Source organism: Chryseobacterium panacisoli, assembly GCF_008274625.1.
Taxonomy (GTDB): domain Bacteria; phylum Bacteroidota; class Bacteroidia; order Flavobacteriales; family Weeksellaceae; genus Chryseobacterium; species Chryseobacterium panacisoli.
This window is the reverse complement of the sequence record NZ_VTRU01000001.1, coordinates 418,326-444,004: the sequence shown is the minus strand read 5'-3', so window position 1 is coordinate 444,004 and position 25,679 is coordinate 418,326. Positions and strand designations below refer to the sequence as shown.

20 protein-coding genes are annotated in these 25,679 nt (G+C 36.1%); 13 read left to right on the top strand and 7 right to left on the bottom strand.

What is annotated here, in order from left to right:
* Positions 1-63: 63 nt before the first annotated feature.
* Positions 64-555 (top strand): YbaY family lipoprotein, encoded by a 492-nt coding sequence (locus FW781_RS02075; protein ID WP_228720121.1) that lies wholly within the window; start codon positions 64-66, stop codon positions 553-555.
* A 16-nt stretch (positions 556-571) separates the two neighbouring features.
* On the opposite strand, the gene FW781_RS02070 is transcribed toward FW781_RS02075, so the two are convergent.
* Together FW781_RS02070 and FW781_RS02065 are read right to left on the bottom strand one after the other, a co-directional pair.
* Entirely contained in the window at positions 572-1,618 is a 1,047-nt protein-coding gene (locus FW781_RS02070; RefSeq protein WP_149385903.1) for an acyltransferase family protein, read from the bottom strand.
* Positions 1,602-2,528 carry a bifunctional riboflavin kinase/FAD synthetase gene (locus FW781_RS02065; protein WP_149385902.1) on the bottom strand — a complete coding sequence of 309 codons (927 nt, stop codon included), beginning with the start codon at positions 2,526-2,528 and terminating at the stop codon, positions 1,602-1,604. Before FW781_RS02065 ends, FW781_RS02070 begins: the two co-directional genes overlap by 17 nt.
* Positions 2,529-2,744: 216 nt before the next feature.
* Here FW781_RS02065 and atpD point away from each other — a divergent pair, with 216 nt between their 5' ends.
* The 3 genes from atpD to FW781_RS02050 all read left to right on the top strand — a co-directional run bounded on the left by atpD (position 2,745) and on the right by FW781_RS02050 (position 5,530).
* A complete protein-coding gene (atpD, locus tag FW781_RS02060; RefSeq protein WP_149385901.1) occupies positions 2,745-4,253 on the top strand; it encodes a F0F1 ATP synthase subunit beta in 1,509 nt (502 codons plus the stop codon).
* 98 nt (positions 4,254-4,351) lie between these two features.
* Entirely contained in the window at positions 4,352-4,633 is a 282-nt protein-coding gene (locus FW781_RS02055; protein WP_047374542.1) for a FoF1 ATP synthase subunit delta/epsilon, read from the top strand.
* Positions 4,634-4,711: 78 nt separating this feature from the next.
* Entirely contained in the window at positions 4,712-5,530 is an 819-nt protein-coding gene (locus FW781_RS02050) for a hypothetical protein (protein ID WP_149385900.1), read from the top strand.
* Positions 5,531-5,881: 351 nt separating this feature from the next.
* On the opposite strand, the gene FW781_RS02045 is transcribed toward FW781_RS02050, so the two are convergent.
* Entirely contained in the window at positions 5,882-8,071 is a 2,190-nt protein-coding gene (locus FW781_RS02045) for a B12-binding domain-containing radical SAM protein (protein WP_149385899.1), read from the bottom strand.
* Between the two features lie 122 nt (positions 8,072-8,193).
* The gene (locus FW781_RS02040; protein ID WP_149385898.1) at positions 8,194-8,955 is read right to left on the bottom strand and encodes a hypothetical protein; all 762 of its coding nucleotides are present in this window, start codon (positions 8,953-8,955) and stop codon (positions 8,194-8,196) included.
* 330 nt (positions 8,956-9,285) lie between these two features.
* Here FW781_RS02040 and FW781_RS02035 point away from each other — a divergent pair, with 330 nt between their 5' ends.
* The 8 genes from FW781_RS02035 (at position 9,286) to FW781_RS02000 (ending at position 18,529) form a co-directional block, all read left to right on the top strand.
* Positions 9,286-9,873: a Crp/Fnr family transcriptional regulator gene (locus tag FW781_RS02035; RefSeq protein ID WP_149385897.1), complete on the top strand. Its 588-nt coding sequence runs from the start codon at positions 9,286-9,288 to the stop codon at positions 9,871-9,873.
* 173 nt (positions 9,874-10,046) lie between these two features.
* On the top strand, positions 10,047-10,715 hold the full coding sequence (locus FW781_RS02030; protein ID WP_149385896.1) for a hypothetical protein: 669 nt from the start codon (positions 10,047-10,049) through the stop codon (positions 10,713-10,715).
* A 712-nt stretch (positions 10,716-11,427) separates the two neighbouring features.
* Entirely contained in the window at positions 11,428-13,932 is a 2,505-nt protein-coding gene (locus FW781_RS02025; protein ID WP_149385895.1) for a PIG-L family deacetylase, read from the top strand.
* 100 nt (positions 13,933-14,032) lie between these two features.
* Positions 14,033-15,724 (top strand): sodium:solute symporter, encoded by a 1,692-nt coding sequence (locus FW781_RS02020; RefSeq protein WP_149385894.1) that lies wholly within the window; start codon positions 14,033-14,035, stop codon positions 15,722-15,724.
* A 35-nt stretch (positions 15,725-15,759) separates the two neighbouring features.
* Positions 15,760-16,278, top strand: a complete 519-nt coding sequence (locus tag FW781_RS02015) for a DUF2911 domain-containing protein (RefSeq protein ID WP_149385893.1) — start codon at positions 15,760-15,762, stop codon at positions 16,276-16,278.
* Between the two features lie 162 nt (positions 16,279-16,440).
* Positions 16,441-16,842, top strand: a complete 402-nt coding sequence (locus FW781_RS02010) for a hypothetical protein (protein ID WP_149385892.1) — start codon at positions 16,441-16,443, stop codon at positions 16,840-16,842.
* Between the two features lie 112 nt (positions 16,843-16,954).
* Entirely contained in the window at positions 16,955-17,662 is a 708-nt protein-coding gene (locus tag FW781_RS02005; protein ID WP_149385891.1) for a prefoldin domain-containing protein, read from the top strand.
* Positions 17,663-17,878: 216 nt separating this feature from the next.
* On the top strand, positions 17,879-18,529 hold the full coding sequence (locus tag FW781_RS02000) for an NADPH-dependent F420 reductase (RefSeq protein ID WP_149385890.1): 651 nt from the start codon (positions 17,879-17,881) through the stop codon (positions 18,527-18,529).
* A gap of 87 nt (positions 18,530-18,616) precedes the next feature.
* Here FW781_RS02000 and FW781_RS01995 read toward each other — a convergent pair whose 3' ends face one another.
* From FW781_RS01995 to FW781_RS01985, 3 genes are all read right to left on the bottom strand, one after another.
* Positions 18,617-19,495, bottom strand: coding sequence for a DMT family transporter (locus FW781_RS01995; protein ID WP_149385889.1), 879 nt, complete (start codon positions 19,493-19,495; stop codon positions 18,617-18,619).
* Between the two features lie 65 nt (positions 19,496-19,560).
* Positions 19,561-20,832 carry an aminotransferase class I/II-fold pyridoxal phosphate-dependent enzyme gene (locus tag FW781_RS01990; protein ID WP_172625698.1) on the bottom strand — a complete coding sequence of 424 codons (1,272 nt, stop codon included), beginning with the start codon at positions 20,830-20,832 and terminating at the stop codon, positions 19,561-19,563.
* 84 nt (positions 20,833-20,916) lie between these two features.
* Complete coding sequence (locus tag FW781_RS01985) at positions 20,917-21,954, bottom strand: PLP-dependent cysteine synthase family protein (RefSeq protein ID WP_149385887.1); 1,038 nt, start codon at positions 21,952-21,954, stop codon at positions 20,917-20,919.
* 223 nt (positions 21,955-22,177) lie between these two features.
* Here FW781_RS01985 and FW781_RS01980 point away from each other — a divergent pair, with 223 nt between their 5' ends.
* Positions 22,178-25,663 carry a glycosyltransferase family 117 protein gene (locus tag FW781_RS01980; RefSeq protein WP_149385886.1) on the top strand — a complete coding sequence of 1,162 codons (3,486 nt, stop codon included), beginning with the start codon at positions 22,178-22,180 and terminating at the stop codon, positions 25,661-25,663.
* The last annotated feature ends 16 nt before the right edge of the window (positions 25,664-25,679 follow it).

The window sequence follows — 25,679 nt, the reverse complement described above, 5'->3', positions numbered from 1 at the left end:
GTATGGAATTTGTTATCTATGGTCAGTGAAATACATGATTAATAGTAACAAAATAAAGAACAAATGAGAAATCACCTTTTATTATTCGTAGCAGCAGGTACATTGATGCTGTCAAGCTGCACTAAACCAGTAAAGAAAAGTACTGCTGAAAATCAGGCTTCTGCTGCCTCAGCTTCAGAAGCTCCATCTGATAATCTTAAAATAGAATTTTCAGGAACAGAGAACTTTACAATTAAAAATCCAAAACTTAAAGTAAGCTTATACGGATTGGATGAGAAACTGGCAGATGCTCCCGCCACTTTAATTACAGAAAAAGAATATGAGCAGAAATCTGTACCGTTCACTATTGATCTGCCAGTACCAAAGGATGCTGTAAGCAAGATCAATCCAAAACCTGCAGGACCTGCGAAATATTATGTAACAATAAGCTGGGATTCTGACGGAAACGGAAAAGCGGATGAAAAAGGGGATGTTTTTATTGATTATGACAAACAGTTTCCTGATGTGAAACTCAATAGTGAACCTCAGAAAATATACTTAAAAGTATTGAAATAAATAAAAAGGCTATTCATCACTGAATAGCCTTTTTAGCAAATAAATCTTTGTATCCTAATGCTTTCTTTTCAATCAGGTGCCAGGAAATATATCCCAGAAGAATTGAAAGCGGTAATGAAAATATAAAAAGCATAACCGTGTCAAGCTTTAAAAAATACATGAGCGCCTGCTGTATCGGAAAAGAATAAATATAAATTCCGTAAGATGTATCTCCAATTACTTCTCCTACTTTATTGAGATATCGGGTAGATTTCTCACCAATAATAATAACCAGTAAAGGCAGCGTAATATAACAGGTATATTTGAAGATATTTAAATATAAACTGATGATAAGAACAATCAAGGAAAGCAGAATGATGATGTTTTCAGTTCTTTTATTATTAATATTCAGATAAGTCAATACCATACCCCCTGCAAAAAAACACATCAGATTATAAAAATGAGTACTTACGAGCCCCATTTTTACAAACGCTCCATATAGAAAATAAGGCTGAAAAATAGTTAAGATATAGCTTGATATAAATAACAGGATAACAACAGTTTTTAAAAAAGCCTTTTTACGGATGAAAAATAGCAAAGAGACCATTACATACATACTGAATTCGTAGCATATTGTCCATAAACTTCCATTGATGCTGTGTTTGTAAGGATTGTTTTCAAAAACGCCGTCAATACCTTTCTGCCTGAAGAATAAGGTCATATTTTGAGGAATATAAGTGTAAACGGATTTATTCTGTAAGTAAGGAACGGAACTTTCATAAACTGCAGGTGCCAGCAAAACCGTGAGTAAAAGGACCACAATTAAGGCAGGAAAAAGTCTTAAAAGTCTTTTCCAGTAAAAATCAGAGAGACCTTTGCAGCGCAGTAAACTTTTAAAAATTAAATATCCGGAAATAATAAAAAAACCATGAACTCCAAGATAAGAGAATTCCATCTGGCTATTGGTAAGTTGTGATAAAGGATCTCCTTGAGTATCTCCGGAAAGAGCATAGGAGTGGGTAATAATAACAAGACTTGCAAAAATAAGCCTTAAAAAATCAAAATTATTACTCCTTGAAATCATACTCCTGTGTTAATTTTTTATCTTCATCAAGTCTTTCAATCAATTTTTCAAGACCTTCAAATTTGATTTCATCATGAAGAAAATCTCTGAAGCTTACTGTAATTTCTTCATCATAAATATCTCCGTCAAAATCAAGGATATAAACCTCCACCGTTAATTTCTCTCCATTTACCGTAGGGTTGGTTCCTACACTCAGCATTCCTTTATACTGGTTGCCTTTTACAAATACTTCCACAATATAAGCTCCTTTTTTAGGTAAAAGCTTAATTGATTCTGTATCAATATTGGCCGTTGGATAGCCAATTGTTCTTCCGATTTTCTTCCCATGAACTACCGTTCCCGAAACAGAGTAGGAATATCCCAGCATTTCGTTGGCATCCTTAATATTTCCTGTTAAAAGGGCATTACGTACTTTCGTAGAGCTGATATTGTTTTCGTGAATATTGATTGCTTCCATTTGTTCCACATCAAAATCAAGCTCTTTGGATAATTTCTGAAGAAGTTCAAAATTTCCACTTTTGTTTTTTCCGAAAGAATGGTCGTATCCTATAATAAGGTATTTAACGTTGAGCTTATCAATTAAAATCTGACGTACAAATTCTTCTCCGGTTAAGTTTCTGAATTCTTCATCAAATTCCTTCAGGAACAGATTATCAATACCATATTTCTCAACAAGCTGTTTCTTTTCTTCCAATGTATTCAGAAGTTTTAAATCTTCATTGGGGTTAAAAACAAACCTTGGATGCGGCCAGAAAGTAAGGATCGCGGTTTCCAGATTGTTCTCTGTACCTACTTTAGTCAGTTCATCAATAATGCTCTTGTGCCCGAGATGAACCCCGTCAAACATTCCTAAAGACAATGCTAAAGGCTTCTGTGAGGAATAATCTGTAAAATTCTTGAAAACTTTCAAAACGGAAAAATTTGACTGCAAATATAGAAATAATGTGCCAATGTATCAATATAACAATGGAGTAATACCTATAACCTGACTATTGCTGCACCGATTCTTGGTTATATGGTTATAATACTAAAATAATCTATTCTCAAAAGCATGATAAAAATCTTTTTTTTACCAATTGCGGGTTTATGAAGAATCACTATATTTGCACCAAGAAAAAATTTAGCAATGGCAAACCAAATTAAAGGTAAAATTTCTCAAATTATTGGTCCGGTAATCGACGTTGTCTTCACAGATGTGGAAGCTGTTCCAGCAATCTATGACGCGTTAGAAATTACAAAAGAAAACGGTGAAAAAGTAGTTTTAGAGGTAGAACAACATATTGGCGAAGATACAGTAAGATGTATCGCAATGGACGCTACTGACGGTCTTAAAAGAGGGCAGGAAGTAATTGGATTCGGAAATCCTATTATGATGCCAATCGGAGAGGCTGTAAACGGAAGACTATTCAACGTTGTTGGTGATGCTATCGACGGACTTCAAGATATTTCTAAGGAGGGTGGTCTACCAATTCACAGACCAGCTCCAAAATTTGATCAACTTTCAACTTCTGCAGAAGTTTTATTTACAGGTATTAAAGTAATCGACTTAGTTGAGCCTTACGCAAAAGGAGGTAAAATTGGTTTGTTCGGTGGTGCCGGTGTAGGTAAAACAGTATTGATCCAGGAGTTGATTAACAATATTGCAAAAGGACACGGAGGTCTTTCTGTTTTCGCCGGAGTAGGTGAAAGAACGAGAGAAGGAAATGACCTTTTGAGAGAGATGCTGGAATCAGGTATTATCAAGTATGGTGATGATTTTATGCACTCTATGGAAAACGGAGGTTGGGATCTTTCTAAAGTAGATTTAGAAGCTATGAAAGATTCTAAAGCTGCATTCGTTTTCGGACAGATGAACGAGCCGCCAGGTGCAAGAGCTAGAGTAGCACTTTCTGGTCTTACATTAGCTGAGTACTACAGAGACGGTGGAGAAAGCGGACAAGGTAGAGATGTACTTTTCTTCGTAGATAATATCTTCCGTTTTACACAGGCTGGTTCTGAGGTATCTGCACTTCTTGGTCGTATGCCATCAGCGGTAGGTTACCAACCAACTCTTGCTTCTGAAATGGGTGCGATGCAGGAAAGAATTACTTCAACTAAAAATGGTTCAATTACTTCAGTACAAGCGGTATACGTACCTGCGGATGACTTAACTGACCCGGCTCCTGCAACTACGTTTGCTCACTTGGATGCAACTACGGTACTTGACAGAAAGATTGCTTCATTAGGTATTTACCCAGCGGTAGATCCATTAGCTTCTACTTCAAGAATCCTTGCTCCGGAAGTTATCGGTCAGGAACACTATGACTGTGCTCAAAGAGTAAAAGAAATTCTTCAAAGATACAAAGCTCTTCAGGATATCATTGCAATCCTTGGTATGGAAGAACTTTCTGAAGAAGATAAATCTGTTGTATACCGTGCAAGAAAAGTTCAGAGATTCTTATCTCAGCCTTTCCACGTAGCAGAACAGTTTACAGGTATCCCAGGATCATTAGTAGATATCAAAGATACGATCAAAGGATTTACTATGATTATGGATGGTGAATTAGATCACTTGCCAGAAGCTGCTTTCAACTTGAAAGGAACTATCGAAGAAGCTATCGAAGCAGGACAAAAAATGTTAGCTGAAAACGCTTAATAATTAGACATAAGATTTTTAGACATGAGATGAGAGACATATAATGTTTGTCAAAAATCTTTTAATCTTCAATCTTTTAATCTTTTAATCTAAATTAAATGAATATAAAAATTTTAACACCAGAATACGTAGTTTTTGAAGGAGAAGTAGACTCAGTATTGTTGCCTGGAAAAAATGGTGAATTTCACATCATGAAAAACCACGCAGGAATTGTTTCTTCTTTGATCGGAGGTAATGTAAAGCTTTATGCTAATTCTATTGATGAGGCTTTTGCTAAAAACTTTACCAAAGAAGCTGGAAAAGACTCTGTTTTTGCTTATGCTATCAAAAGCGGTGTTGTAGAATTTAATCATGATAAAGGAATTATCCTTTGTGAATAATTAAATGAAAAGCTAAATATATTTTCAAGAAAGTGTAACTTTGTGTTACACTTTTTTTATTTGTAAAAGTCTGATTGTATGAAGAGAGGCATAATCATATTCTTTACAGTTCTGGGTGTTTTCCTCCACGCTCAGAATATCAAGACCAAAAGAGGAATTATCAATCTGGACGGCATTCCGGTAGCGAAACTGTCTAACAAATCCAGCGAATATACGTTTATGGATCTGAAGGAGACCCCGATGTATACTATAAAATTCATTGATAAAAGTATCGTTGATTCTGTTCGGGACAGCTATATCAGTATCAATAGAGTATATAACAGGGACAAAACGATTGAAATTGATTATTCATCACCTTCAGCGTTCTCCGGTGAAGAAAAATCAGCAGTTTTTACTTCGGTAAAAGATCTTAAAATCATTGATAATAAAGGCATCAATGTGAAAAACCTGGATGAGATCTTTTCCAATGTTCCCAAAAGAAAACTGGACAGCAAAACCAAGGATGCTTACACGATCAGAAAGAAAATAGATAAGATGAATATTGAGGTCAATAAAGTGGGAGAGATCTTAAGTAATGGTGTTCCGGTGGGATATTTTACCAATCTGCCTGTAAGTTTCGGCTCACAGGATATAATTATGGATAAAACACCTATAGATATTGAGATCTATGATGCCAAAAGCAAACTTATCGGGAGATATATTACTACCACAAAGCAATTAAAGACAGCAGGCGGAAAATCTTTTACCATTTACAAGGAAATGTCCGGCAGAGCTTCAATCCTGAAATTTCCAACCTACAAAGCACTTGCAGAACGCATGGCTATTATGGATCCTAATTTTATTAAAATACAGGAAAAAGTATCTGTGGGTGCCGTTTCAAAAGAAACTCCTAATTAATGATCTAATTAAAGAAATATATTTTTTATATTGTATCAATAGAAACGGGCTTTAGCCCGTTTTTTTATTATAGATGATATTCATTTGGCTTTAGCCAAAACTTAAAAAATTAGTTAGTCATTTTCGGAGATTTGCTTTAATAACCACCCCGTCAAAAATTCTCTGAATTTTCGCCACCCCTCCAGAGGAGGGGAATATTTTGCCATTTTATTCTATGATGGTAAGAAATTCCGATATATGTTTTTTGCGATATATGATGATCCTGTCAAAACAGGTTTTTATACGTTCAGAAAATAAAATTCATGGAAAATTTCTCAATTTCAAAAATCCCTGAGAAAAAATTGAAAATTTTTATAAGCTTAAAATCACTCCATTTTCCTTCAGTTGCTGCATGGGTTTTGAGAACCAAAACAGTTCAAAATCTTCAAAACTTTCTTCAAATTGACTCTTAAGTTGTTGAATAGTAGGTTTTTTTGAGTTTTCAATAGAATTCTCATCCAATATATTTATCAGCCATTCTGCCTTTTCCTGTTCCAGTTCAACCTTCACAATATTGGTTTTTAAGTGGAATGTAAGTACCGTATATGTACCGGAGTATTTCTTTTTATTTTTTATGCGATTCTCAGCGATTACATTTTTGGTCAGAAAGACAACTTTGGAGTTGAGCTTCAATTGAAACTGGCCATCTTCTAAAAGACAGTCGTGAATATAATCCGGATGAATAGTTGTTCTCGGAATTTTAAAATCAAACCATTCCTGAAGCGGCAATTCAAAATTCACTCCATGCATAAAATTGAACAAAGATTTTTTTAATCCGAAGCTGAACTTATTATGATCAATTCCGGTTGTATCCTGAAAGTCTATATCATTATTGGCAAACAGAATTTCCTGTTTTACCGGAATTACTCCAAAATCTTCAGGCTTCATTCCTACAGGAGAATGGGCAGTCATTGCAAACTGATGCCAGAAACCACTTTGAAGAATTCCCATTTCAAACATCTGCCTGATCATTTCTAAAGAATCAACGGTTTCCTGAACGGTTTGGGTAGGGTAGCCATACATCAGATAAGCATGCACCATAACTCCGGCTTCTGTAAAATTTCTTGTTACATTGGCAACTTGTTCTACAGAAACTCCTTTGTCAATTAATTTCAGCAATCGGTCACTGGCCACTTCAAGACCTCCGGAAACAGCGACACATCCTGAAAGTTTCAGGAGATAGCATAAGTCTCTGGTGAAGCTTTTTTCAAAACGGATATTCGTCCACCAGGTAACGACAAGATTTCTTCGGAGGATTTCCAAAGCAACCTCTCTCATCAAAGCAGGTGGTGCAGCTTCATCCACAAAATGGAATCCTGTTTCACCCGTTGTTCTGATCAGTTCTTCAATTCGGTCTACCAGAATTTTAGCAGAAATAGGTTCATAGATCTTGATATAGTCTAAAGAAATATCACAAAATGTACACTTTCCCCAATAGCACCCATGGGCCATCGTGAGTTTGTTCCATCTTCCGTCGCTCCATAAACTGTGCATGGGATTGGCGATTTCGATAACTGAAATATATTGATCCAGTCTTAAATCCGTATAATCCGGAGTACCGATGTCAGCTTGTTTATAGTCGTGTCTTTTCGAGTTATTCTTATAAACAACTTCCTGATTTTCGAGAAGAAAAGTTCTTTTAAATTCACCTTCTCCATTGGAAATTTCTAAATTTTGATGAAGAAGTTCAATAGGAAGTTCACCGTCATCTAAGGTAATAAAATCAAAAAATTCAAAAACTCTCTGATCTTTAATTTCTCTTAATTCAGTGTTGGGGAAACCTCCGCCCATCGCAATTTTGATGTGAGGATGATTCTTTTTGATCCATTGTGCACATTTGAAAGCAGAGTACAGATTGCCGGGAAAAGGGATTGAAAAGCAAACCAGTTTCGGCTGAACTGTTTCTATTTTTTCACGAAGAATTTTTAAAGTAAATTCATCAATAAATGTTGAGCCTCCAGATAATTTTGAATACAGTTCATCAAAAGAATTGGCACTTTTTCCCAAACGTTCCGCATATCTGCTGAAACCAAAATCAGCATCAATATTTTCAACAATATAATCTGATATGTCTTCTAAATATAAGGTTGCCAGATGTTTGGCTTTATCCTGCAGTCCCATATTTCCAAAAGCAAATTCCATATCATCCAGCTGGTTGAAACGGGAAGCTTCAGGAAGAAAGTTCATACTGCAGATCTGTCTTGCCAAAGTGGGCGTTTTGTCCTGTAAAAACAAAATAACCTGATCTATGGTTTTGATATATTCTTCTCTTAAGGCGTAGATTCTCTGAGAATTTTCAGAGGTATCCTTAAGATCAGTTTTTTTGCTGAAAACCTTCTGAATTCCGTCTTTTGAGAATAATTCCAAAATAACATCAATCCCCAAATCTACCTGATAACCGGAAATATTTTTGGTATTTAAAAATCCTTTAATATAAGCCGTTGCAGGATAAGGAGTGTTAAGTTGGGTAAAAGGCGGAGTAATAAGAAGCAGGTCTTTCAACAGAAATTTTTTGCAAAGTTATTCTAAAGTTTTTTTAGAAAAAAATTTTTTCTCCTGATAATAAACAGTGATGAAAAGTCTTTAGAGTTCTGGTGTATGACAACCTGTTTCTATGGGATGAATCAAAATAAGTTCGTCGGTTTAACAAATAAGGCATCCGGAGGATTGGTATCAATAAAGTTTAAAAAAGAATCTTCATCAAAATATCCGTCTTCGTCAAGAATTTCAGGATTCAGCAGTCCAATTTCACTGGGTTTTTCCAGGCTGATATTTTCGATGAACTTTCCGGTTTTTCCGGTGATTTCGTTATGAAAACTAATTAAATATCTGGAATATATATTGCCTTCTGCAACCGTATAATGTCCGTTTTCTGCAATCAGAGAAGTCATAATACTTCCGTCGATGTACGTTTCATTATCATTGCCTGATGCTCCGAATAATACTTTGCTGGTCACATTTCCGGAACAGTATAGTGAACCGTTGATGATAATATTTTCTGCCTGTATGTTACCTGCTGCAATAAGAACGATGTAGTCTTCAACAAAAAGGGTTTTGGATAAATGAATATCCTCTTCTATAAAAATGATTTTATACCCCTCGTTTTCATCAGTAATCAATTCAAGGGAAGTGCTGTTTTCGTTTTCTATAAGGACAATCTCCGGAGCATCACTTTCATTATTAATGTGAAGGGAAGCATCTTTTATTTTTTCTGCGGTTTCATCATCCAGCATTTCAAGAAACTCGGCAAGACTTTCTTCATCTAAAGAGCTTTCATTGAAGAAATTGTTTTCCAGCGCTTCATGAGCAGTGGTATAGAGATTTTCGGATTTTTCTTTGAGTTTTTTGTATAATTGATCTTTGGTGAGTTTTTGTAATTCTTTCATCGGCTTTTAAAAGTATATACATTAGTCTGTTCAGTGGGGGAAACACCTGTTAATAGACAGATGCAATATAATCAGATAAATTTTGTTACACCAGAAAGTAAAGTATTTATTTTTTCAAAAATTTTTCTTATAGATGAGTTCTTAAATTCAAATAATCTACTTTTTGAGCTCCTGTATACTGTTGTATGATTATTGATATAAAAAAGAACATGGTTGAGTCTGTATTTTGATATTGTTTTTTGAAGCTCTTCATATGTGTATCCGTTCGGTTTTTTTTGATATATTGTTATAGTGATTTATTCAGAATTTATATAACAAGTTTTATTTACAATGTCAAAAGAAACCATTCCGCTTGTAGAATATTTTAAAGGCTATATTCCGCTTTCAAAGAAAGAAATTGAGGTGTTGAATGAACGTTTTGTTGAAAGGAGAATCAAACGAAAACAGTTTATTCTGAAAGAAAATGAAGTGTGTCAATATTATACATTTGTCGTTTCAGGATGTTTAAAAATGTACAATATAGATGGTAACGGAGAAGAGCACAATCTCCAGTTTGCAGCAGAAAATGACTGGATTGTGGATATAGACAGTTTTCATAATAAGAAACCAAGCCAATTGTATATTGCGGCTCTTGAAACGTCCACTGTTTTGCAGATTGAGAAAAATGACCTTTGGTATCTTTATACTTATTATCCCAAATTCGACAGGAATTTCAGAGTGATTATCGAACAGAAATTCATCGAGCTCCAAAATCGCGTACTTCAGAATATAAGTGCAACAGGAGAAGAAAAATATGAGTTTTTCCTTAAACATTATTCTCAGCTGGCCAACAGGCTTCCCAATACACAGATTGCTTCCTATCTTGGAATTACTCCGCAATTCTTAAGTAAAATCCGTCAGCGGCGGATCAAAAACTGATGATTATACGCTGGAAAAAGTGTTTATAAAGAATTAATTAAAAAATTACATCAGATTTCAATATTTTGAGAAATAAATAAGTATTTTAGAATAATTTACTCATGTTAAATAAAATCGGCTCTGTTTGCATTTTGCGTTCTACAGCATGCCTATGAACAAATATAAAAAGGACAATGCCAATACATCATTTACCTCCGGACGGAGGCATGTTATATAAAGAAACAGATATGGCTCAGTTTTTTCCTGAGCCGTTAAATGCAGTGACAGCTGTATTTTTTTTAGCCATAGCCATTTTTTGGACGCTTAAAATGAAAGGTAATTTTAAAGAATATCCTTTTTTAACCTACTGTTTGGTTTTATTATATATTGGTGCCATAGGGGGAACTGTTTATCATTCATTCAGACAATGGCCGGTATTTATTATGATGGATTGGCTGCCCATTATGCTGCTCTGCCTGTCTGCCGGATTTTATTTTATCGCTCAGAGTACCAGATGGTATTATGCTGTTGTACTGGTTCTCATATATGTATTGCTCATGTTTGGATTAAGAAACTGGATTTTGATAGATAATCCATCTCTTTTTATCAACCTAAATTATGCAATCATGGCCTCATTTGTAGTTTTCTCGGTATTGCGTTATTTGATGTATACCCAATGGAAAGCTGGCAAATGGGTAGGATTTGCTGTATTGTCATTTGTTTTTGCACTGACCTTCCGTGTCGCTGATAAATGGGAATGGTTCAGTTTCGGAACCCACTTTTTATGGCATACTTTCGGGGCGATAGCAACGTTTTGTATGTTTAATTATATTTATCTTACGCGGAATGTAAATAGATTGTAGGTGGATTTTACTTTCTGTTGTGTGCAGTCTCCTGACTTTGGGTTGGTTACTGAGAAATTTTTTATATAGGTGTATATTCTTGGATTAATTTTAATGTTGCTGCATTTATGAAAAGAAGTCTTTGGAATTCTTGTAATGCATGTTGAGGCAATGTTGTTTGACCAACTAATTTTAGAATTTCATTATTTATTGCTTAATATCCCCGAAGTCAGCTGATTACTCAAAATTAACATTAAGAATACCTTCGATTTGTTTTGGTAGATTAGATATTTGTATTTTATATTCAATTTTAAATGGTTTCGCTTCTTTAATATCTTCATATTTTAGGAATATAGGAGATAAATCATATTTCTGATTATGCTTTACTGTTTTTGTATGAAAGTGCACATTATTATTATTTAATATTTTATAATCAACATCATAACTATAGTGATATAATTCGGATTGAGGAAAATATGGCACTAAATAATCTATGCTACTGAATGAGTTGTAGGTATTTTCTGACGCAAATCTTACATTTTTGAAACTGTTGATGGTAACTTAAAAAACAAAAGTGTTTAAAAAGCTGTTGTATCTCTTTTGTGGTTTAATAAAAAATATTAATAGATAATGAGTAATAATGTTTATTTTATTTTATGAAATCCAGACTCTGATTCTTTTAAGTTTGAAAGAAAGATGATTTACTTATATTTGCCTCGCAAAGCAAATTAAAATGTTCAAAAAAGTAATCCTTGTATCTATCCTTGGCTTTAATACGGCTTTTTGTTTGGCCCAGCAGGTGCGGCCTTCCAAATCCTCTGAAATTTACCGCGAACTCAAAACGCTTAAACAGCTGCCTAAAGTTTTATACCTTGCAGCTCATCCCGATGATGAAAATACAGGATTACTTTCCTGGCTCATCAACGACCAGAATGTAGAAACAGGCTATTTGTCTTTAACCAGAGGTGATGGTGGTCAGAATTTATTAGGGACGGAGCAGGGGGCTGCATTGGGTTTAATCAGAACACATGAGCTTTTAGAAGCAAGAAAGTTAGACGGTGCCCAACAGTTTTTTACCCGTGCGATAGATTTCGGGTTCTCTAAAAATACAACCGATACCTTTAAGCAATGGGACGAAAACAGCATTATCGCTGATGCAGTTTGGGTCATCCGTAAATTCCGTCCAGATGTTATCATTTGTCGTTTTCCTCCTACTGCGGCAGCAGGACACGGACAGCATGCGGCTTCGGCTGTGGTGGCGGAAAAAGCTTTTAAGCTGGCAGGTGATAAAACGGCTTTTCCAGATCAACTAAAATATGTGAATGTATGGCAGCCAAAACGCGTATTGTGGAATACTTTCCGATTTGGCGGAGTCAATACGACTGCTGAAAATCAACTGAAAGTTACCGTTGGGCAATATGATGCTCAACTGGGAATGGGTTACGGTGAGCTCGCAGGATTAAGCAGAAGTTTACATAAAAGTCAGGGTGCGGGAACACAGTCTGTAGCTGGCATCAGAACTGAATATTTTGCCCATGTTACTGGTGAGCCTGCAAAAGAAACACTTTTTGACGGAGTCGTTAAAACCTGGACTTCAAAAGGAAATGCTGATATTGACCATTCGTTAGATGAAATTATTTCTGCTTTCAATTTCAATAATCCGGAACGTAGCCTGCCTGCATTGCTTGCATTGCGAAAAAAGATTCTGGCGCTGCCTGATGCAGACCTAAAAAAGGATAAAATTAAATCTATTGACAATATCATTTTAAGCTGTGCCGGATTTATGGGCGAGGTAGTTACCAATCAGGCTGAAGCTGTTGCCGGAGACCATTACAATTTCAGGTTAAATCTGATTTCAAGAGCAGAAAATCCTGTTGTTTTAGAAAATGTAAAATGGTTAGGTCAGTCAGAAATCGTCAACAGAAAATTATCAAAAGATTCTTTAATTACCATTCAGCATGACATTCAGATTCCTGCAGATGCAGCACTCACGGAGCCTTACTGGCTGGTAAAACCCGCTACGAATGCGGCAACTTTCTCTGTTCCGAATGATACTTTAGTTGGTTTGCCTGAGGCAGAATCACTACTTAATGTTTTGCTTGATTTAAAAATCGGTTCGGAAAAGCTTCAGGTTAAGCTTCCTTTGTCTTTCAAAAAATTAGATCCGGTGCGTGGTGATGTTGTCGAAGCTTTGCGCATTGTTCCTGCACTGGAACTGAAATTTACACAACCGGTTTATTTAGTCAAAGAAAATGAAGATTTACATTTGAGTTTAAATTGTAAGGTAAATTCTAACAAACAGTACAGCAACGGTATTCTCAACCTGATATATAACGGAGAGAGATTAGGAAGTGCTGATGTAAATTCGCTCAAAGGGAAAGACACTACCATCGAATATATTATTCCGAAAAATAAGCTTGCCTCCATACATTCGGATCGTTTGCAACTGGATGCAAATTTTGTGGCAGACGGAGTAACTTATAATAAAAAGCAAGTATTAATTCAGTACCCGCATTTACCCACCTTGCAATATTTTGCGCCCGCAACGGTAACCGTAATGAAAGGTGATATTCAGGCAGCGGTTAAAAAAGTGGGTTATATAGAAGGTGCTGGTGATTTCATTCCTGATTTTCTGCGTATAGCAGGTATTCAGGTAGATGTCCTGAAGGACGAAGATTTTTATGGCAGCGTAAATGAATCCGGCGGAAACGGCAGTCAAAACAAGCTATTACAATATGATGCCATCGTAATGGGTGTTCGTGCTAATAATACAGAGAAAAAGCTGGGCCGCTGGATGCCTTTTTTATGGTCTTATGCAAAAGCTGGCGGTAATCTGGTAATGCAATATAACACCAATCAGGATACAACTGTTGACAAATTGGGGATTTACAATTTCAGTATTGCCAATAAGCGGGTTACCGAAGAAAATGCTGCAGTTACGTTTTTAAATCCAAATCATAAAGTACTGAACTTTCCGAACAAAATTACTGCAGATGATTTTAAAGGCTGGGTACAGGAGCGTGGCGCCTATTTCCCTGCTCAATGGGATGCAGCGTATGAACCGCTTTTTGAAATGCACGATACAGATGAAGAGCCTCTGCAGGGATCAACTTTATATGCGAAATACGGGAAGGGTAATTTTATTTATACACCACTGGCATTTTTCAGACAGCTGCCTGCGGGAAATGTTGGGGCGGCACGTTTATTTTTTAACTTTTTATCTGCACAGAAAAACTGATGAACAAGCAACTTAAAAATTGGAATATATGGTATATACTATTAGCCGTTGCATTAGTATTCCAGATTGTATTTTATTATTGGTTTACTAAATTCTGGGCATGAGTACTATAGATTGGACAGTTTTGATTTTTACACTTGTTGTAGTGGTGGTTTACGGCGTATTCATCGGCCGTGGCCAAAAAAGCAACGAATCTTACCTGAAAGCAGATAATAAAATGCCCTGGTATATTGTGCTTTTAGGTATTATGGCTACCCAGGCAAGTGCCATTACATTTCTTTCAGCACCGGGCCAGGCTTATACAGACGGGATGCGTTTCGTTCAGTATTATTTTGGTCTGCCTTTGGCAATGATTGTCATCTGTATCACTTTTATTCCGATTTTTCAACGTTTAAATGTTTACACTGCTTATGAATATTTAGAAAACCGTTTTGATAAGAAAACAAGGGTACTCACTTCACTGCTTTTTCTTTTTTCGAGAGGATTGTCAACAGGAATCAGCATTTACGCTCCGAGTATCATCTTAGCAAGCGTTTTAAACTGGAATATTTATTTAACCAATGTTTTAACAGGTGGTATCCTGTTGATTTACACCTATATTGGAGGTGCAAAAGCGATTGCTCACACCCAGAAACTACAGTTTCTCATTATTCTGGGAACTATGGCTTTTGCAGGCTTTCTGCTTATTCAGAATATGCCGGATGGAATTGGTTTTAAAGATGCGCTTTATCTGGCAGGGAAATCAGGAAAGCTCAATGTAATCACCACAGAATTCGATTGGAAAGATAAGTACAATATCTGGAGCGGGCTCATTGGCGGTTTTTTTCTCGCACTTTCTTACTTCGGTACCGATCAGAGTCAGGTTGGGAGATATATTACCGCGAAAGACAATACCAACGCAAAAATGGGCCTGCTGTTGAACGGATTGGTTAAAATTCCGATGCAGTTTGCTATTCTCCTGATCGGAGCATTGCTTTTCGCTTTCTTTTCTCTGAAACCTGCCCCGATCTATTTTAACGAAAGATCTTATCAATATCTAAAGGAGGCACAGCCTGAGCAGGCAGCGGATTTTGAAAAAGAGCATCAGGATTTACAAATAAAATTTAATGCAGAATCGAAAGAAATTCTAAGGTTGAAAGAAACTCATTCTCCCCAACTAAAAAAAACAATTCAGGATTTTAAAAACACACAAACCCAGGTAAAAGCACTTCACGGAAGGGTAGAGGAAGCCATCAATAATTCAAACTATAATGCGGAGAAAACGGATACCAATTACATTTTCCTGTATTTCGTAAAAAATACTTTGCCCGTAGGAATGATCGGTTTACTGTTTGCCGTTATTTTTCTGGCCAGCTGGGGTTCCATTTCTGCGGCGCTGAATTCCCTTGCCGCCTGCTCATTAAAAGATGTTCATTTGATATTCAGCAAAGAAATTCCTGATGAGAAAACCGAATTGAAGTATAGCCGGCTGCATACTTTAGCCTGGGGTATATTCTCAATTGGTGTTGCCATGTTTGCCACTCAGATGGGTTCCCTTATTGAAGCAGTTAATGTATTGGGTTCTCTTTTCTACGGTCCGATATTGGGGATTTTTCTTGTCGCATTTTACTATAAAAAAATTACAGGTTCCAATGTATTTATTGCTGCAATTTTATCAGAAATTACGGTTATTGCCGTTTATCAGTTTGATATCGTTTCTTTTCTTTGGCTTAATGTAATTGGGGCAGCAGCGGTCATTATATTTTCGACAATTGGGTTATTGTTTTATAAGCCAAAAGCAGTAAATTCGTAAACGGATAAATAAAAATAACCAAATAACAAAATATTATGAATACAATGATTAAATCTGCTACCATGATTTTTGCTGCAATGACAATTTCAGTAAATGCATTTGCACAGGAAACTAAAAAACCTGCCAGCCCTCCGGCTACTGCTACGGGGAAAATTAAAGATGCAACCATTACCATTGCCTATAGCAGTCCCTCTGTTAAAGGACGTACAATCTGGGGTGGTTTAGAAGCTTATGATAAAGTTTGGCGTGCAGGTGCTAATGAAGCCACTACTTTTGAAACGGATAAAGATATTACCGTTCAGGGTAAAAAACTGCCTGCAGGTAAATACAGCTTTTTCTTAATTCCTAAGGCATCCGGAACCTGGACTGCCATTTTCAACAAAGAGCCAAAACAATGGGGTGCTTATAAATATGAGGAAGCTAAAGATGCTTTACGAGTTGATGTAAAAACAAAAGCTTTACCAGCAACACAGGAAACTTTAGTTTATAAAGTAAACAGTAATGGTTTCACAATGGATTGGGATAAAATTTCAGTTCCTGTAGAGATAAAATAAATTTAAATATAAGAAATTAAAATCCCGGATTAACGGGATTTTTTTTGTTTAAATTAGAGGGATTTTCAATACGTGAGGTGTGCTGTCACCAGCTAAGGAATGTTATTTTATTAATAACCTTAAAATTGGAAAATATAATATTGAGATTTATCCCATTTAACGATGACAATAAGCAAGAAAAATAAAAATAGAACTTCTGTAGACGGTAAAGAATATCTATGGTGGGTATTTGATGAATATGACCAGACAGAATTTGATGGGATACAAATTAAAGCTGTATGCTCTGATCAAACGCACTTTATAAAATATGGATTGCAACAAGAAGAAGATAATCGCAAAGTTGTGCTTGCTTTGAAAGATTATGCCAAATTAGTTCATCTTTCCTCACCTCCAAAATTTGAAAATGATAAAGGAATAATTACTAAAAGCGGAATTAACAAATTGGTAAGATGGTGTAAGCAAGATGTACATCAAATTCAATACGCATTGGATGGGAATAGCAATAACCTGACTGAAATAGAGAGACAATTATTGCTTAAAGACCTACAGAAAATAATAAAGTAATGTAAATAAGCTTACTTTTCGGAACAGCTAATCTCAAAAAAAGATTAATGCAATGCATGGATTTACATGTAAGCAGAAATATTAAGTAAAACAACTATATTAAATAACAATTATGAAAAAAACAATTGCTTTTTTTACTATTCTTTTATCCGTAATTAATATTCAGGCTCAGGAAAATATTGATTTATTGACTTACGAAAACACTCAGGATATTAATTTTTTCAGCACTATTAAAAATGGCGCTCAGGTTAAGGAATATATAACAACGAGTAAAAATAGTGTGAAGGTGGGTGATACTTTAATATTAGGATCTCCTACCTCTGAAGAACTGAATACAAGAACTTATTCAGGGAGTTATGGAAATAAGGCAAGAGGCGGTATTGCACAATCAAGAAGTACTTCAAAAAAAACGTATGAGTTTATACAAATGGGAAGACCAGCTGGATTTGGAAGTATTATGTCTGCTGTGGGTGGTGATGCACAGAATATGGCAGATAACAGTTTAAAAAATACGAGAGTTATTGTCAGCGAAATAAAAACATATCATAGAGGCAGTAAAAATAAACCTCTGTATGTAGTGATGGTCCTGGGAGAAATAAATGGCAGAGCTTTTGGAATAAATAAATATTTAAGCGTAATGGATACCGAATTAGGGATTGAGTCTGGTGAAATTCTTTTAAAAAACAGAAAAATGACCAGAGATGAAGCGATTGCAAAATTAAAAGAAGCGAAAGAACTAGTGGAAATTGAGATGATGAGCAAAGAACAGTTTGACGAATTAAAAAAAGAACTCGCTCCGATTATTAACAGTAATAACTAAGAATAATATTTGTGCTAATAAGGGTTAGCAATAGCTGGGCTGAAATTTTATAATCCATGTTTGTGTTTTGTTGCAATTAAAAATCGATGTTTCTATGAAACTAGTTTAATGTTTTACCTTACCATTTATCAAGATGAGTTCTTAAACTAGTTTGCCCTTTTTTGAATGGCTTTCCTCCTAATTTTGACCCAGATAAATAATTAAAAATCAAAAGAAATGGAAACATTAAAAAAAGTGGCCGTAATCGGTCTTGGGAATATTGGAAAAGCAATCGCAGGGGATTTAATCAATAACAGCCATGAGGTGATTGTAGCATCAAGAAACAATGAAGAGTCTGCGGACTTCGCTCAGCAATCCAAAGGTTTTGCCCAAAGTATGGATATTGATCAGGCGATCAATACGGCAGATATTGTGATACCGGCAATATGGTTTGGCGCTTTTAAGGAATTTTTCAATGATCATGGGGATATGCTGAAAAACAAAATTATTGTTGATGTATCCAATCCTATTGCTCCGGATGGAAATGGAGGATTTAAAAAGATTATCGGAGAAAAAGAATCTGCGGGAGAGCTTAACAGAGCTGTACTTCCTGAAGGAGCCAGGCTGGTAAAAGCATTCGGAACGTTAGGGGCTGCAAATCTTGCCGGAGCCTCCAATGGAAATCCTGAAAAAGCGGTATTGTTTTATGCTTCGGATGATTCATCCATTGATAAGGATATTGAAAAAGTGATAGAAAATGCAGGATTTGATCCTTTAAAAGTAGGAGGGATTGATCAGTCCATTCGTATTGAAGTTTTTGGAGACCTGCATGAATTTGGTGCATTGGGAAAAACGGTGAACCTTTCTGAAGCGAAGTCAAAGTTATAGAAAACATTTGCTTAAGTATACAAAAGCCGGATTTCTCCATGAATCCGGCTTTTGTATTATTTTTATATATCAGTTTAAATTTAATTTCTAGACATGTCCTATCTTTTTTTGACTGCCAATCACATTCAGGGTAACTCCGAAAAGAATTAAAGTAATTCCGATAAGCAGATTAGAGGTAAATTTTTCATGAAAGATCAATACACTAATAATTACGGCAACAACCGGTTCCAAAGCTCCCAGAATAGCTACAGGAGTAGATCCGATATATTTGATGGCAAATACCAGACAGAGGCTGGAGATAACCGTGGTGAGAAATGCAAAAACCAGAAAGCTTATGAAAATCTCTGTAGATGGAATAGCAAACGATTCATTTGCCATCACCGCTTTGGTCATAAAGAACATGGATGTAAAAAGCATGGAATAAAAAGTTAGCTTAAATCCGGAAACTTTAATATTTGATTTGTTAACAATCACCATATATAAAGCATAGAATAGTGAACTGACCATTACAATACCCAATCCTGCAAAATTGATTTCCAGCCCTTTTCCTTTTAAACATAAAACAATGACTCCAGCGAAAGCAAGTAATAAAGAAACTACAGATAATTTGGAGAGCTTCTCTCTGTAAAAGAAAAACATGATCAATGCTACAATAACCGGATAAATGAATAAAACGGTAGAGGCAATTCCTGCAGTAAGAAAATCATAACCTAAAAACAAAAAATCCGAAGAAAGAGCATAGCAGGTTCCAAGCACAGCCAGAATGAATGCTTCTTTTTTATTGATTCTAAAACTTTCCCTGGAATACAGCAAATATCCTCCCACCATTAAAGCTGAAAAGAAAAATCTGTAAAACAGCGTAATATCCATTGAAAAGTGTACCTGCTTGATAGGCAGGATAAAAATCGGAATCAGACCATATGAAACAGCCGACAGAATTCCCAGTGCGTAACCTCTAAGCTTCATTTGTTTTTAAAGTTATTAAACAAAAAAGCCACTGAATCAATCAGTGGCTTTTTTTATTTTTATGATTAAATCGGTTTAAAACTTAATCCTTGTTCCTGCAGTAATTTTTGCTCCTGCTCTTTATAGTAGCCACCTACTAGTTTGTCATGAATCGCTTCAAACGCAGCCAGAGTTTCATTAATCTCTGCATCTGTATGAGAAGCGGTAGGAATTAATCTTAAAAGAATCATTCCCTTCGGAATGACCGGATATACCACCACAGAAGTGAAGATACCGTAAATCTCTCTTAAATCTTTTACCAATAGAGTAGCCTCTACCGGAGTTCCCTGCATCATTACCGGAGTTACACAAGTATTGGTGTCTCCAATGTTGAATCCTCTTTCTTTTAGTCCGTTTTGCAGTTTGTAAACATTCTCCCAAAGTTTAGCTTTAATCTCTGGTCTAGTTCTCAAAAGCTCCAGTCTTTTTAATCCTCCGATTACCATTGGCATCGTAAGAGATTTTGCAAAAATTTGTGATCTCAGGTTGAATTTCAGATATCTGATGATTTCTTTGTCACCCGCAAGGAATGCTCCGAAACCTGCCATTGATTTAGCAAACGTGGAGAAGTATACATCAATCTGATCATTACAGTCCTGCTCTTCACCTACACCGGCACCTGTTTTACCCAGTGTACCAAAACCGTGTGCATCATCTACCAATAGTCTGAACTGGTATTTTGATTTAAGATCGCAGATCTCTTTGATTTTTCCCTGCTGACCTCTCATCCCGAAAACACCTTCTGTAATCACAAGAATACCTCCTCCTGTTTCTTCAGCTACTTTAGTGGCTCTCTGAAGGTTTTTCTCAAGACTTTCCATATCGTTATGCTTGTAGGTAAATCTTTTACCGGCATGAAGTCTTACTCCATCCACGATGCAGGCATGAGAATCCATATCATAAACAATTACATCATTTCTGCTCACCAAAGCATCAATGGTAGAAACCATTCCCTGGTAGCCGAAATTCAATAAGTATGCTGATTCTTTTTGTACGAAGTCTGCCAATTCTCTTTCCAGCTGAAGATGCTGATCTGTTTCACCAGACATTGCTCTTGCTCCCATTGGATAGAACATTCCATATTCTGCAGCCGCTTTTGCATCCGCTTCAATTACTTCAGGATGATTACACAATCCTAAATAGTCATTGGCACTCCAGAAAATTACTTCTCTACCCTGAAATTGCATTCTAGGGCCAATAGGTCCCTCTAATCTTGGGAAAATAAAATAGCCTTCACCATAATCTGCAAATTGTCCCAGTGGTCCTGGATTTTCTTTTATTCTTTCAAAAATATCCAACATTGTATCGTAATTTTTAAGTAATAAAGCCTTTTTTGTCTGAACACGCAAAAGGCTTTAATTGTATCGTGATTTTATTCGTTTTTATTTGATAAACTCCGTTTTGAAAACTTCGTCATAATTGTGAACACAGTTGTTGACAAATCCCTGCTCGGCCATCCATTTGTCACTGTATACTTTAGTGATGTATCTGGAACCGTGGTCAGGATATATTAAAACAATCAGGTCATTTTCTGTAAGCTCATGAGACTGGGCATACTGGATTAATCCTTGCGTTACAGCTCCGGTGGTATAACCTCCCATGATAGCTTCTTTCAAAGCAATTTCGCGGGTTCTGTACGCAGACATCTCATCATTTACCCTTACAAACTCATCTACCTTGTCGAAAAGCAGGGCTGCAGGGATCAGGTTTTTACCCATTCCCTCAATCTGATAAGGATGTACATCTTCTTTATGGATTTCTCCTGTCTCGTGATAGCTCTTCAATATAGAACCATCTGCATCCACACCAATGATCTTGATATCCGGATTTTTTTCCTTCAAAAACTTGGCAGAACCGGATAGCGTACCACCAGTTCCTGTACAGGCAAAAAGGTGAGTGATCTTACCCTGTGTCTGTTCCCAGATCTCCGGACCCGTCGTCTGATAGTGCGCATCAATATTAAGCTCGTTAAAATATTGATTGATGTAAATAGAATTAGGAGTTTCCTGGGCGATTCTTTTAGCAACTTCATAGTATGATCTCGGATCATCTGCCGGTACATTGGCTGGGCATATATACACCGTAGCTCCCAATGCTTTCAGATAAGCAATTTTTTCAGGTTTTGTTTTATCACTTACTGCAAGAATACATTTATATCCCTTAATGATACATACCATCGCAATAGAAAACCCGGTATTCCCTGAAGTAGTTTCTACCACTACAGAATCTTCTTTTAAAAGGCCTCTTTTCTCTGCGTTCTCTATAATATGAAGTGCGATTCGGTCTTTGGTGGAATGTCCAGGATTATATGATTCTAACTTGGCATATACGGTTGCTGGAATATCTTTTGTAACAGTATTTAGCTTCACCATCGGAGTGTGTCCTATTAGGCCAAGAATATTATCGTAAACATTACTCATTATTTGTTATTTTCAATAAAAATCTGACTGCAAAAATACAAAAAAATAAATAATTACTAAACTTTTGTTTGGTTTCTAGGGCATAGTTTTGTAAAAAGTCATTTTCTTATTTACAGTTTTGACACGTCTATAATCGCAAATACTACGCCAAAATTTTTAAATTTTGTTAAAACCCGCCTAAAATAAGATAAAAGCCTTATTTTCGCATAATTGATTTAATACTATGAAAAATTGGACTTTTAGGCAATGGAACACCGTTTTAGGATGGGTGATTTTCGTCATTGCGTTTTTCACGTACTTGTCCACCATAGAACCCAATTTCAGTTTTTGGGATTGTGGCGAGTACATTTCTTCTGCAGTAAAACTTGAAGTAACGCATGCTCCCGGAGCTGCTTTATTCCAGATAGTGGGTGCCGTGGCAGCCATTTTTGCATTAGGGAAGGGCGAAAATTATTCTATCATAATCAACGCGATGTCTGCATTGTTCAGTGCGCTGACTATTTTATTTTTGTTCTGGACGATCACACACTTTGTGAGAAGACTTCTGAACAAAGATTTTGAAGAAATTACAAAACATCAGGAAATCTCTATTTTATTTGCCGGAGCGGTAGGAGCACTTTGCTTTACCTTTTCAGATACATTCTGGTTCTCAGCAGTAGAGGGAGAGGTTTATTCTATGGCTTCTATGTTTATTGCACTTTTGGTCTGGTTGATCACCAAATGGGAAAACGAATACAAAGCGGGAGACAGTGAAAGATGGATTATTCTTATTTTCTTCGTTTTAGGACTTTCTGTAGGAGTGCATATGATGGGTATGCTGGCAATTCCTGCAGTATGTCTGGTATATTATGCGAGAAACTATAAGTTTACCTGGAAAAATTTTATCTGGGCAAACCTTATTACATTGGGAATTTTGATTATTGTTTTCAAAATTATCTTCCCTTTGATTATGACGATGTTTGGAAGACTTGAGATTTTCTTCGTAAATGGTCTTGGACTTCCTTTCCACTCCGGAACAATTGCCGCTTTTGTTTTAATGGTAGCGATTTGTTATTTCTTAATTAAATATGCAAGAAAAGCAAAGAAAAACATCTACCAGACTGCAGCATTATCTGTGGTTTTCATGATGATCGGATTCTCTTGCTGGATGGTTATTCCTATCAGAGCCAATGCTAATCCGCCGATGAACCTTAATGATCCTGATACTGCGATTGGTATGCTGGATTATTATAACAGAGAGCAGTATGGTGACTGGCCTACAATCTACGGACAAAACTATACAGCATTCCTTGATGCTAACGGAATTGAGAAAAATGAAGACGGAAGCTTTAAGACACAAAAAACCGGAGAGATCTACGAAAAAGATGAGAAAACCGGAACGTACAGAAAGACTGGAGACCGTTTCAATTATGTCTTCAATAAATCTCAGGTAAGCTTAATGCCAAGAATGTTTAATGAGGATAAGGATGTAATGGCTAATTATATTTCAATGTATGGAGCTCCTGATTTTACATTCAATTATGCTAATGAAGATGTGGCAGACAATCCACAGGCCAAGCAGATCTTTGACGAACTGAGAACAAAATATGAAGACAAGTCAATCACGGCTGCAGATTATCTGAAAGTAAAACCTTATAACCTTATCAATGTTCAGAAACCTTCATTTCTTCAGAATATGGAGTATTTCATTTCTTTCCAGAACGGATATTACTTTGTAAGATACCTGATGTGGAACTATGTAGGAAGACAGAATGACCTTGAAGGAAATATGGAAAGTACAAAAGGAAACTGGATTTCCGGGATTCCTTTTATCGATAATGTAAATGTAGGAAATCAGGATAAAATGCCTGCTAAATTCAAGAATGAAAGTACGGTAAAATTCTTTTTCCTTCCATTAATTTTAGGTTTAATTGGATTCTTTTTCCAACTAAACAGAGATTTCGGGAGATTCTATGCATTGTTATCATTATTTATTTTAACAAGTGTCGGGATTGTTTTCTATACAGGGGTAAAACCTTTTGAGCCGAGAGAAAGAGATTATGCAATGGTAGGTTCATTCTACGCATTTGCGATCTGGATTGGTATGGGAGCAGGAGCAATTCTATGGTTCCTGCAGTCTAAAATAAAATCAAACGGGGCTAATATTGCTTTGGGAGTGGTTTTATTAGGCGTTCCTTTCATGATGGGTTTCCAGAACTACAATGTTCATGACAGAAGCAACAGATATACAGCATATGATTATGCATATTCAGTTTTAAAATCATTACCGAAAAACGATATCCTTTTCGTTTACGGAGATAACGATACGTATCCGGTTTGGGCAATTCAGGAAACAGAAAGATTCAGAGATGATGTGAAAGTAGTAAACTTTACCCTTGCTTCAACGCCTTGGAACCTTGACCAGATAAAAAGAAGAACTTACAACGCTATGGGAATCCCTAGCCAGCTGACCCATGAAGATTACAGAGATGGTGTGAATGACCAGATCTATATGATGAAGAAAGAAGATTGGGAGGGTGTTTTCTCTATGCTGAAAGAGCAGGGAGCTCCGGAAACAGAATTCCAGTCTTTCAGAAAGTATCTAACTCAGGATTCTTTAACATTGAAAGAAGCGATCAATTTTATTAAGTTCAAATCTCCTGAGAAAGATGAATTGTTGAAAATGTATTTTGGAGAAGAGAAATTTGAAAAATATAACATTCTTCCGGTAAATAAATTCATTCTTCCGGTAAATAAAGAAAATGCCTTAAAAGCAGGAATTATCAACAAAGAAGATCTTCCAAACGTTGCGAATCAGATCATGATTACTTACAAAGGAAATACATTATATAAGAACAACCTTATTTTGATGGATCTTTTGGCAAACTTCGACTGGAAGCGTCCAATCAACTTCTCATCAGGAGGTATCTATGACAGTGAGAATATTTTCTATCTGAACGATTACCTTCAGTTTGATGGATTTAGTTACAGATTAATTCCTATCCAAACGCCTCCTACAGCTGATGGAGATATGGGAAGAGTAGACACTAATTCTCTTTATAATGTTGTGAAAAACTTCAGATGGGGGAACTTCAAAAACTTAAATGCTCACTTTGATGAAACAGCTACTTCCAATATTATCAGCTATAGAATGTCAGCGAGCAGAGCAGCAGCTGCACTTGCACTAAACGGCCAGAAAGCTAAAGCATTAGAAATTCTGGATCTTGCAGCAAAAGAAATTCCTGCTGAGAAATATAACGATCCTCGTTCATTAAGTTCAATCGTATCAGGATACATTATTGCAGGACAGGAGCAGAAAGGTCTTCAGCTTGCTGAGGTTCTTAAAAAAGGAATCTTTGAAGAATATGATTATTATTTAAGCCTTTCCAAAGCAGATCAAAGCTACCTGAGAAGACAAATGAGAACAAAACCTATGGAATATTCTCTTGTAGTAGCGGCTGTAACGGATGCTTACACGAAGATCGGACAGAAAGAAAAAGCATATGCTTATCTGGTGAAATCTATAGAGCCTATTGATAAGAAGTTCAATGTATTTGTCAAAGATCTTCAGGAAATGGGCAAAGAAAAGGCGATGAAAGAGTCTGAAAATGTTCAGCAGATCACGCCATTCTATCAATACTTATTTGATGTGATGGAACCTTATGATTCTACTTATTCAAAAGAAAAAGAAAATCAGATAACGACAGCAATTATCAAAGCAACTAAATAAAATACTTAAAACGGGA

Coding starts and splice junctions, on each gene's coding strand:
- FW781_RS02025 (WP_149385895.1), top strand. CDS start 11,428: ATGTTCAAAAAAGTAATCCTTGTATCTATCCTTGGCTTTAATACGGCT.
- FW781_RS02040 (WP_149385898.1), bottom strand. CDS start 8,955: ATGAAAGAATTACAAAAACTCACCAAAGATCAATTATACAAAAAACTC.
- atpD (WP_149385901.1), top strand. CDS start 2,745: ATGGCAAACCAAATTAAAGGTAAAATTTCTCAAATTATTGGTCCGGTA.
- FW781_RS02000 (WP_149385890.1), top strand. CDS start 17,879: ATGGAAACATTAAAAAAAGTGGCCGTAATCGGTCTTGGGAATATTGGA.
- FW781_RS01995 (WP_149385889.1), bottom strand. CDS start 19,495: ATGAAGCTTAGAGGTTACGCACTGGGAATTCTGTCGGCTGTTTCATAT.
- FW781_RS01985 (WP_149385887.1), bottom strand. CDS start 21,954: ATGAGTAATGTTTACGATAATATTCTTGGCCTAATAGGACACACTCCG.
- FW781_RS02015 (WP_149385893.1), top strand. CDS start 15,760: ATGAATACAATGATTAAATCTGCTACCATGATTTTTGCTGCAATGACA.
- FW781_RS02070 (WP_149385903.1), bottom strand. CDS start 1,618: ATGATTTCAAGGAGTAATAATTTTGATTTTTTAAGGCTTATTTTTGCA.
- FW781_RS02030 (WP_149385896.1), top strand. CDS start 10,047: ATGCCAATACATCATTTACCTCCGGACGGAGGCATGTTATATAAAGAA.
- FW781_RS01980 (WP_149385886.1), top strand. CDS start 22,178: ATGAAAAATTGGACTTTTAGGCAATGGAACACCGTTTTAGGATGGGTG.
- FW781_RS02020 (WP_149385894.1), top strand. CDS start 14,033: ATGAGTACTATAGATTGGACAGTTTTGATTTTTACACTTGTTGTAGTG.
- FW781_RS02075 (WP_228720121.1), top strand. CDS start 64: ATGAGAAATCACCTTTTATTATTCGTAGCAGCAGGTACATTGATGCTG.
- FW781_RS02005 (WP_149385891.1), top strand. CDS start 16,955: ATGAAAAAAACAATTGCTTTTTTTACTATTCTTTTATCCGTAATTAAT.
- FW781_RS02050 (WP_149385900.1), top strand. CDS start 4,712: ATGAAGAGAGGCATAATCATATTCTTTACAGTTCTGGGTGTTTTCCTC.
- FW781_RS02010 (WP_149385892.1), top strand. CDS start 16,441: ATGACAATAAGCAAGAAAAATAAAAATAGAACTTCTGTAGACGGTAAA.
- FW781_RS02055 (WP_047374542.1), top strand. CDS start 4,352: ATGAATATAAAAATTTTAACACCAGAATACGTAGTTTTTGAAGGAGAA.
- FW781_RS02035 (WP_149385897.1), top strand. CDS start 9,286: ATGTCAAAAGAAACCATTCCGCTTGTAGAATATTTTAAAGGCTATATT.